Consider the following 9,316-nt stretch of genomic DNA (forward strand, 5'->3'; position numbering starts at 1 on the left):
CCCCACGGCCCCGCCACAGCGCCGACGCCGACCCCGACCCCGACCTCGGCCGAGGACACCGCGGATCTGGACGACGCCGGCCAGGTGACCGACCTCGCCGGGACGCTTGCCGGCCGGGACGGGGAGGTCGAGCACGCCCTAACGGGTCCGGACGAGCGGTTCGCCGCGTCCGTGCACCGCCTCTCGGGCCACGATGCCCAGTCCTGGACCGACGCCGACGCCGACGCCGTCGCCATCGCCGACGCCGACGCCGACGCCGACGCCGACCGCAACGAGCTCGGCCAGCGCGATCTGCTGCTGGCGATCCGGCCGGCGCTGCGCGGGGGCGACTGGGCGGGGGCGGCGATCGGCGCCGCCGACGGGTACCCGGCGGTGACGGACGACCGGCCGGTGCCGGTACGCCCGCCGCGGCCGGAGGGGGAGGAGCCGGTCGCGTCGGGGAGCGGCGGTGCGACCGTCGTCGTGTTGCCGCTCGCGCTGGTCGCCGCGCTGGTCCTGGTGGTCGGGTACCTGGTGGCACGCGGCCTGCGCGGCCGCGGGCTGCGGGGCAGGTACCGGATGGTGCCGCTGCGCTGGTCGGGGCGGTCGACGGAGCCGCCCACGCAGTCCCACGATCCGCCGTTGGCGGAGCTCGACCGGCGGGCCCGTGGCCTGCTGATCGAGACGGACGACGCGGTCCGCACCCGTGCCGAGGCGTACGCGTTCGCGCCCGACGCCCCGCCCGCGGCACTCGGCGAGGCCGCCACCCGAACGGCGGAGGCGCTGCGGATCCGTTTCCGGCTGGACGAACCGGCGCTGGAGCGGAACGACCTGGAGCGGCGCCGGCTGCTCGAGGAGATCGAGCTCCGGTGCGCGCGGGCCGGCGAGCGGTTGGCGGCTTCGCCGCCCGGGGTGGACGAGGCGGCGGTGCGTACGGGGGCGACGGAGTTGCCCGGCCGGATCGCGGCGGCCGAGGGGACGTTGCGTCGGCTGGTGGAGCGGTTCGGCGCGGACGCCGTCGCACCGGTGGCCGGGCATCCGGCGGCGGCGCGGGCCAGGTTGGCGCGCGGGGGCGAGCTGTTGCGGCGGGAGGGGCCGGCCGCGGCGGCGGCCCCGTTGGCCGGCGCCGGTCTGCTGGTGGACGGGGTGGCCCGGTGGACGGACGAGGTGGAGCGGGCCGCCACGGTGTTCGCGGAGGCCGCGCAGGAGACGGAGGCCGACCTGCGCGAGGCGGGGAGCGAGCACGCGCTGCGCGACGCGTCGGCACGCGCCGACGCCGCCCTGGCCGAGGCCCGCGCGACGGTGGCCGGCGACCCGTTCGGCGCGCTCCGTCGACTCGGCGAGGCGGACGCCGCGCTGGCCGCCGCCCTGGCGTCCCGGCGGGAGCGCGAGGACCGCAACCGCAGGGCCCGCTCCATGTTCGAGCAGGCGCTGCTGACGGCGGCGGCGACGCTGGCCGCCGCGCAGGACCATCTCACCGCGCACCGCGAGTCGGTCGGGACGGCGGCCCGCACCCGACTGGCGCAGGCCGCTCACCTGCTGGAGCGCTCCTGGGAGGTGGCGCACAACGACCCGGCGACGGCGCTGCCGATCGCCCGGCGGGTGGACGCGCTGGCCGTCGAGGGGCGCGCGTTGGCCCTGCGTGACACCGGCGAATCGGGGCCGGTGGCCTGATCTCTGTTCGACCGGTGACACGCTGGCGTATGGTCTGGCATATGCAGATGGGGGGTGATGAATGAACGGGACCAACCTGCAGCCGTGGCAGGTGATCCGGCAGGAGGAGAACGGTGGCCGTTACCGCATAGGCCACTGCGCCACGCGCGCCGAGGCACAACGGCTCATCCAGCGCCTCCGGATGAGCGCCGGCGCGGGCACCGCGGAGGACTCGGCGCACTATGTGGTCGAGCGGGTGGAGCCGGCGACCCGCGCACACCTCTGACCCCGCGGACATAATCGGGTGGAAGGGATGTTCCGGACCACCCACCGACGGGGGCGCAGAGCGTGAGCACTGAACCCGGCAGCCGGAGCGCCGACGAAGCGCGCCGTGAGTCGCTGCACGTCGGCATGGTCATGTTGGACATCCGTGGCCGGATCCTGTTCTGGGGTCCGAAGGCGGAGGAGATCCTCGGCTGGGACGCCGCCCAGACGGTCGGTCGGCCACTCGCCGGCCTGCTCCCGGCCGAGCACCCCGCACCGGGCCGCGACGTGCTGCGCGCGCTGCTGGCCCGGCGCACCTGGAACGGCCGGTTCGCCGTGTGCCACCGGGACGGCCACACCGTGGAACTCCGCTGCCGGGCCGAGCTGTTCCCCGCGCCGGGCGGTCCCGCGCGCGTTCTGGCCATTCTGCTCGAGAACGCCCGCTACGAGGCCGTCGAGCAGAGCCTCGCCACGCTTGACGGGCTGTTCACGGCCTCCCCGCTCGGCATCGCGGTCTTCGACGCCGACATGCGCTACGTCCGGGTCAACGACGCGCTGTCCAGGCTCGGCGGCATCCCGGCGGCCGAGCTCCTCGGCCGGACCGTGCTCGACGTGCTGCCGCCGGAGATGGCCCGGCGGCTCCACCGGTTGCAGGGCGAGGTGCTCCGTACCGGGCAGCCGCTGACCGACCTGGTGATCCCCTCGCCCGACGGGCTCGGGGCACGCTCGGTGTCCATGGGCCGGCTCACCGACCGGGCCGGCCGCCCGCTCGGCGTCGTCAACATCATCCTGGACATCACCGAGCGCCGGGACGTCGAGGGGAAGATCGAGCGGGCCAGACAGCGGCTGGCGCTGCTGGACGACGTCGGCGGCGCCATCGCCGACCTGCTCGACGTGCGGCGGATCGGCGAGACGCTGGCCAACGCCCTGGTACCCAGGTTCGCCGATCTGGCGGGTGTCGAGCTGCTGTCCGGCGTCGTGGCCGGCGGGGAGCCGCCCACCGCGCACGAGCGGGCCAGCGGACCGCTGTCCCAGATCGGCTTCGCGAGCCGCGCCCACCACCCGGTGCTCGAACCCCGCCTCCGCCGGGACGAGCAGGGCGGCAGCTTCGAGCCCAACGCGCCCTTCCTGCGGCCGGTGCTCGACACCGGCGTCCCCTATCTCGGCGAGACCAGGACGGAGTTGCTGGCCGCCACGGCCGGCGACCCCGACGTCGCCTCCGTGCTCCACGAGCTGAACGTCAACTCGCTGATCACCGTGCCGTTGCGGGCCCGCGGCACGGTGCTCGGGCTGCTGGTGGTCACCCGCAGCGGCGACCGCCACGCCTTCGACCGCGACGACCTGGCGTTGGCCATGGAGCTGACCGCCAGAGCCGGGATCACCCTGGACAACGCCCGGCTCTACGCCAGGGAGCGGGACGCCGCCCTCACCCTCCAGCGCAGCCTGCTCCCCCAGACGCTGCCGGAGCAGCCCGGCGTCCAGTTCGCCCACCGCTACGTGCCGGGCAGTCAGGGCACGGAGATCGGCGGCGACTGGTTCGACGTGATCCCGCTGGTCGGCGGCCGGGTGGCGTTCGTGGTGGGCGACGCCACCGGGCACGGGCTGCACGCCGCCGCCGCCATGGGCCGGCTGCGGACGGCGGTGCGCACGCTGGCCGCGCTCGACCTGCGGCCCGCCCACCTGCTGAGCCGGCTCAACGACGCCGGCCGGGACATCGCCCCGCGCCTCTCCGATCCGCTGATGGCCACCTGCCTCTACGCCGAGTACGACCCGCTCAGCCGGCAGTGCACGTTGGCCAAGGCCGGCCATCTGCCCCCGGTGCTGATCCAGCCGGATCCGACGACGGGGCGCTGGGCTGCCAGCCAGCTCGACCTGCCGTCCGGGGCGCCGCTCGGCGTGGAGGGCGTGCCGTTCGAGGAGGTGCGGATGGAGGTGCCGGAGGGCTCGGTCCTGGTGCTCTACACGGACGGCCTGGTCGAGGCCAGGGACCGCGACATCACCGCCGGCGTCGACTCGTTGTGCGCGCTGCTCGGCGAGCTGACGGGGCCGGGTGTCTCCCTCGAGGGAATCTGCGACGCGGTGATCGACCGGTTGCCGGCGGCGTCCGACGGCCAGGAGTCGGACGACGTGGCGCTGCTGGCGGCCCGGCTGGGGCGCCTGCCGGCCGACCGGGTCGCCAACTGGACCTTCCCCGCCGACCCGGCGCTGCTGGCGACCGTCGGGGAGGCGGTTGTCGGGCGGCTGCGCGACTGGGAGCTCGGCAGCCTGGCCGACCCGGCCCTGCGGCTGGTCGACCGGCTGGCGGCCGGCGCGATGGAACACACGGCCGAACCCGTGGCCGTGCGGATGGTGTACGGCGCCTCGCTGATGATCGAGGTGAGCGCGCCGGCCGGCGGCGCCATGGGCCAGGACGGCGGCGAACTGCTGCTCGCCGCCCACCGGGCCCGCCGCTGGGGCACGAGGCACGGCCCCATCGGCCACGCCCTCTGGTTCGAACTCGCCCTTCCCGAGCGGTAGTCGGCACGGGGGCGGCCCCCACCCCCACCCCCGGCGCCGGCGCCGGCCTGGCGGACCGGCCTCACCTTGACTTCAAGAGCCCTTGAAGTCGCAGGGTGGTCCACATGGACACCACGGACACCATGGATGCCGCGGCGGCGAGCCGCGAGAACGAGATCGAGGCCATCAGACAGGTGGTCGCCACGGTCGAACACGCGCAGAACAACGAGCGCCCCGACGACTTCCTCCGCCTGTTCCGGGCCGACGCGATCTGGACCACGGGCGGCGGCAAGCGCCTCTTCGGACTCGACGAGATCACGGCCTTCACCCACCAGACGCTCCCGGGCGGGATGCGGGACACGACAGTCACGTTCGAACTGGAGCACGTGCTGTTCATCCGCCCCGACGTCGCGGCCGTCAAGCTGCGCCAGCTGTACCGGACGCCCGACGGGCCCGACGTGGGCTCACCCCTGTGGGTCATGGCCAAGGAGGCCGGCCAGTGGCGCCTGACGGCCTGCCAGAACACCGGCGCACCGGACGACGAGGTGGAGACCGCCTCGGCGGGCCGGCCGATCTTCGCCTCCGAACGGTAGCTGGCCGGCGCGCTACCGCACGGGCAGGTGGTAGCCGACGCGGAAACGGTCGGCGGGCACCACCACCTCCGCCGTCTCCACCGGCAGGCTGCCGGCCCGGAAGGTGCGGTGGACAACCAGCACCGGATGGCCCGGCAGCCCGCCGAGCACCCGGGCCTCGGCGGCCAGCGCCGGCCGGGCGCCGATCTCCTCCGCCACGTTGTCCACGGTCACGTCGATGGCCGCCATCCGCTCCACCACCCCCCGGCCGGCCAGCGGGCCCTGCTCGGGGAGCATCACGGGGGTGCGGCCGGTGATCCGCAGCGGCTCCCAGGACGTGGACAGCATCACCGGCTCACTGCCGGTGCGGAACACGTAGTGGGTGCACATCACCTGCTCCCCCGCCTCGATCCGCAGCCGCTCGGCCACGGCGGGCGGCGCCTCGACCCGCTCGCTGTGCCCCTCCCAGGTGCCGCGCACCCGCTCGTCCGTCTGCTCCTGACGGAACGCCGAGCAGTCCCCGAGCGTGCGGTAGCCGCTGCGGGCGATGGTGCGTGGCGCCGGCCGCTCCCTGACGTAGGTGCCGGAGCCGGACCTCCCCTCCACCAGGCCCTCGGCCATGAGGACCTTCCTGGCCTCGAGCGCCACCGTGTCGGAGACGCCGTAGGTGGAGCGGATCGTGGCCTGCGAGGGCAGCCTGGTATGCGGTGGCAGGCTGCCGTCGGCGATCTGCTGTCTGAGGTCCTCCGCGACGCGGAGATATGCGGGCTGCTCACCGAACGGCACAGGCCCCTCCCAGGGATGCTCCCGTCTCGTGTTGACAATCGGCAACAGCTTGACAACAGAGCGTCGCCGACCGCAAGGAACGGCCAAAGTTTCACTCGAAGTGATGACGGAGGCCCCGTCCCGGGACAATCACCCCACGTCGCCCCCGGTGTGACGGGACCCCTGAGACGGAGGAGCGTGCGGTGCAAGAATGTGCGCCCTGAAGAGTCGGGCGAAGGCCTGACCAAGCCGATCCGCCATGACGGAAGGGACCACGAGTCAGCATGAGCGCGTCAGGGGGAACCAAGGCGATCGTCGCCGCGTTGTCGGCGAACCTCGCCATCGCGGTGGCCAAGTTCACGGCGGCCGCGTTCAGCGGTTCGTCGTCCATGCTCGCCGAGGGCGTGCACTCGATGGCGGACTCGGGCAACCAGGCGTTGCTGCTGCTCGGCGGCCGGCGCGCCAAGCGCGCGGCCAACGAGGAACACCCCTTCGGCTACGGCCGGGAGCGCTACATCTACGCCTTCCTGGTCGCCATCGTGCTGTTCTCCATCGGCGGCGTCTTCGCGCTCTACGAGGGCGTGGAGAAGATCCGGCACCCGCACGAACTCGAACACTGGTACTGGCCGGTCGGCGTACTGCTGTTCGCCATCATCGCCGAGGGCTTCTCGTTCAGGACCGCCATCGTGGAGTCCAACGCGGTGCGCGGCGACCAGTCCTGGGTCCAGTTCATCCGCACCGCCAAGGCACCCGAGCTGCCGGTGATCGTGCTCGAGGACCTGGGCGCGCTGCTCGGCCTCGTCCTGGCGCTGGGCGGCGTGCTGATGTCGCTGGCGACCGGGGACGGCGTCTGGGACGGCGTCGGCACACTGTGCATCGGCGTGCTGCTGGTCGTCATCGCGGTCGTGCTGGCCATCGAGACCAAGTCGCTGCTGCTCGGCGAGGCCGCCGGGCCGGACGCGGTGAAGCGGATCCGCGCGGCCATCGTGGACGGCGACACCGTCACCCGGGTCATCCACATGCGGACCCTGCACCTCGGCCCCGACGAGCTGCTGGTCGCCGCCAAGATCGCGGTCCAACGCGGCGACGACGCCGGCGAGGTGGCCGACGCGATCAACGGCGCCGAGGCCCGGATCCGGGAGGCGGTGCCGATCGCCCGGGTGATCTATCTGGAGCCCGACATCTACCGTGAGCCCGCGCCGGCCGCCGGCTGAGCCGCCGAACGCCGCGACCGGACACCGGCGCCCGAGGGCCCGTGCCGTCTCCGGCACGGGCCCTCGGCGGTGGTGCACCGCGGTCCCTCAGGTCCTCAGGTCCTCAGAACTGCAGGGCCCAGGAGCTCAGGTAGCCCACGTCGGCGCCCGCGTTGTCGCTGATCCGCAGCGTCCAGGTGCCGTCGGCCGCGACGCCCGCGCCGTTGAAGGTGAAGACGCCGTCGAGGTTGTCCGTGCTGCCGCCGCTGCGGTTGTGCAGGTTCCGCACCGTGCCGTCGGGCCCGATCGCGTCCACCACCAGGTCACCGATGTAGGTGTGCACGATGTGCACCTCCACCTGGAAGGCGCCGGTCAGGGTACCGACGCCGGTCACGGCGATCGTGGAGGTCGAGGTGGAGTTGTCGTTGATCGGCACCTGGGTGCTGTTGCCGAACCGGGGGCCCGAGGGCGGCGCGGGCGGGCCGCTGCCCTCGTCGCCGACGTGCAGCAGGGCGTTGACCGTGTTGCCCGGGATGCCGGAGAGGCGGTTCCAGATCGCGTTGTTCACCAGCGCGTCCGAGACCTCGGCCGGGGTGGCGGCCGGATTGTCCGCCAGGTAGAGCGCGGCCGCGCCGGCGACGTGCGGGGTCGCCATCGAGGTGCCGGAGATGGTGTTGGTCGCGGTGTCGCTGGTGGCCCAGGACGAGGCGATGCCGGTGCCCGGCGCGAAGATGTCCACCACGGAGCCGACGTTGGAGAAGTCGGACCGGGCGTCGGCGCTGGTGGTCGAGCCCACGGTGATGGCCTCGGAGACCCTGGCCGGCGAGCGGGTGCTGGCGTCGGCGCCGTAGTTGTTGCCGGCCGCGACGGCGTAGGTGACGCCGGAGGCGACCGAGTTGCGGACCGCCGCGTCCAGGACGGTGTCGACGCCGCCGCCCAGGCTCATGTTGGCCACGGACGGGCCGTCGGCGTCCCCGGTGACCCAGTCGATGCCGCCGACCACGCTGGCGGTGGTGCCGCCACCGGAGTTGTCGAGCACCCGGACGGCGACGATCTCGGCCTCCTTGGCCACGCCGTAGCTGGCGCCGGCGACCGTGCCGGCCACGTGGGTGCCGTGCCCGTGCCCGTCCACGGCGCCGTTGTTCCAGTAGTCGTAGCCGAACCTGGCCCGGCCCTCGAACTCCTGGTGGGTGAGGCGGACCCCGGTGTCGATGATGTACGCCGTCACCCCGGCGCCCTCGTTGGCGTAGGTGTAGCCGGCGTCCAGCGGCAGGTCGGCCTGGTCGATCCGGTCGAGGCCCCAGGAGGGCGGGTTGGTCTGGGTGTCGGCCAGCTCGATCCGCTGGTTCTGCACGACCTCCTTGACGCCCGGCTCGGCCGCCAGCTCCAGGGCGTCCTGCTCGCTCATCTCCGCCGCGAAGCCGTTGAGCGCGTGCCGGTAGACGTCCGTCACCTCGGCGTCGTGTCTCTCCGCGAGCCGGTCGGCGCCGTCCGAGGTGGCCGAGAAGCCACCGTCCTCCAGGACGACGATGTAGCTGTCCTGGATGGTGCCGTCGGCACCGAGGTTGTCGATCACGCCGACCGGCTCGTCGGCCTGCGCCGTCGCCGGGAGGGCCGCGCCGATCCCGAGGGCGAGCAGGGCGGCGGTGGCCACCGTGCCGCCCAGCCGTGAGCGGCGGGGAGTTCGCGTCACTGCTATCAAGGTTCCTCCTGATCAGTGGTGCGCACACACAGCAGAAGGACATGCCCATGACAATCGAGAGGATCGATTGCCGTGGGCATGACCACTTCTCGAATGGTCCGCCTCCGTGAAGGGATTGACAAGAGTTCCCCGCGATCCGTCATGGGCGCGAAATGCTGGTGAAGCATCAGTTTCGCTTGTGAACTGCCGGATCTGGTCTGGACATCCGACCTCCGCCGTGCAACGCCCGGCGCCCGCCCCGGCTCGCGGTGGGACGCCGGGCGCCGCCGTCACCCCTCGGCCGGGCGCGAGTAGGACGGTGGGCGGGCGAGACCGAGCAGCCAGCCCCAGTGCGAGCCGAGCCGTTGCTCGGCGTAGCGCACCACGCCGTAGTAGGTGGTACCGGCGGCCGCCGTCAGCGCCGAGGTCACCGTCGCGTTGTCGAGCTCGACACCGACCCGCGCCGCCTGGACCACCGCCCACGAGACGGCGTAGGGCACGAACGTCCGCCAGAGGCTGGCCAGCCAGTCATACAGAGGAGACATGAGGACTCCGATCCGCGAGAAGGGGGAGACAGGCCTGGCCGGACTCACCCGGGCCAGTACCCTGCCTGTTCCCGGGGAGGAACCGCAGGTCACCGACCGAAGTGGGTGACCACCACGCCCGCACGCCCCTCGCGCACGCCGGCACCACCCGACGCCCCGCCCACGCCC

At 73.5% G+C, this 9,316-nt stretch carries 8 protein-coding genes; 5 read left to right on the forward strand and 3 right to left on the reverse strand.

Annotated features, from left to right (window positions below; genetic code table 11):
• The 4 genes from E1283_RS37485 to E1283_RS25075 form a co-directional block, all read left to right on the forward strand.
• Positions 1-1,653: hypothetical protein (locus tag E1283_RS37485; RefSeq protein WP_165956236.1), on the forward strand; the 1,653-nt coding region annotated here is incomplete at its 5' end.
• A gap of 61 nt (positions 1,654-1,714) precedes the next feature.
• The gene (locus E1283_RS25065) at positions 1,715-1,918 is read left to right on the forward strand and encodes an SPOR domain-containing protein (protein ID WP_132820411.1); all 204 of its coding nucleotides are present in this window, start codon (positions 1,715-1,717) and stop codon (positions 1,916-1,918) included.
• A 62-nt stretch (positions 1,919-1,980) separates the two neighbouring features.
• A complete protein-coding gene (locus E1283_RS25070; RefSeq protein WP_243745090.1) occupies positions 1,981-4,413 on the forward strand; it encodes a SpoIIE family protein phosphatase in 2,433 nt (810 codons plus the stop codon).
• A 104-nt stretch (positions 4,414-4,517) separates the two neighbouring features.
• On the forward strand, positions 4,518-4,985 hold the full coding sequence (locus tag E1283_RS25075) for an SgcJ/EcaC family oxidoreductase (RefSeq protein WP_243745091.1): 468 nt from the start codon (positions 4,518-4,520) through the stop codon (positions 4,983-4,985).
• A 12-nt stretch (positions 4,986-4,997) separates the two neighbouring features.
• Here the strand turns inward: E1283_RS25075 and E1283_RS25080 are convergent, their stop codons facing one another.
• On the reverse strand, positions 4,998-5,750 hold the full coding sequence (locus E1283_RS25080; protein ID WP_132820412.1) for a GntR family transcriptional regulator: 753 nt from the start codon (positions 5,748-5,750) through the stop codon (positions 4,998-5,000).
• Positions 5,751-6,013: 263 nt separating this feature from the next.
• On the opposite strand from E1283_RS25080, the gene E1283_RS25085 reads away from it, so the two are divergent.
• Positions 6,014-6,943, forward strand: a complete 930-nt coding sequence (locus E1283_RS25085) for a cation diffusion facilitator family transporter (protein WP_132820413.1) — start codon at positions 6,014-6,016, stop codon at positions 6,941-6,943.
• Between the two features lie 103 nt (positions 6,944-7,046).
• Here E1283_RS25085 and E1283_RS25090 read toward each other — a convergent pair whose 3' ends face one another.
• Together E1283_RS25090 and E1283_RS25095 are read right to left on the reverse strand one after the other, a co-directional pair.
• Positions 7,047-8,621, reverse strand: coding sequence for a S8 family peptidase (locus E1283_RS25090; protein WP_132820417.1), 1,575 nt, complete (start codon positions 8,619-8,621; stop codon positions 7,047-7,049).
• A gap of 272 nt (positions 8,622-8,893) precedes the next feature.
• Complete coding sequence (locus tag E1283_RS25095) at positions 8,894-9,148, reverse strand: hypothetical protein (RefSeq protein WP_132820414.1); 255 nt, start codon at positions 9,146-9,148, stop codon at positions 8,894-8,896.
• Between the last annotated feature and the right edge of the window lie 168 nt (positions 9,149-9,316).

The sequence above is a fragment of the Streptomyces hainanensis genome (genome assembly GCF_004348415.1).
Lineage (GTDB): Bacteria > Actinomycetota > Actinomycetes > Streptomycetales > Streptomycetaceae > Streptomyces > Streptomyces hainanensis.

What these genes read in the sequence shown, in the direction of transcription:
- E1283_RS25085 (WP_132820413.1), top strand. Translation starts at nt 6,014, where the DNA reads ATGAGCGCGTCAGGGGGAACCAAGGCGATCGTCGCCGCGTTGTCGGCG.
- E1283_RS25095 (WP_132820414.1), bottom strand. Translation starts at nt 9,148, where the DNA reads ATGTCTCCTCTGTATGACTGGCTGGCCAGCCTCTGGCGGACGTTCGTG.
- E1283_RS25075 (WP_243745091.1), top strand. Translation starts at nt 4,518, where the DNA reads ATGGACACCACGGACACCATGGATGCCGCGGCGGCGAGCCGCGAGAAC.
- E1283_RS25065 (WP_132820411.1), top strand. Translation starts at nt 1,715, where the DNA reads ATGAACGGGACCAACCTGCAGCCGTGGCAGGTGATCCGGCAGGAGGAG.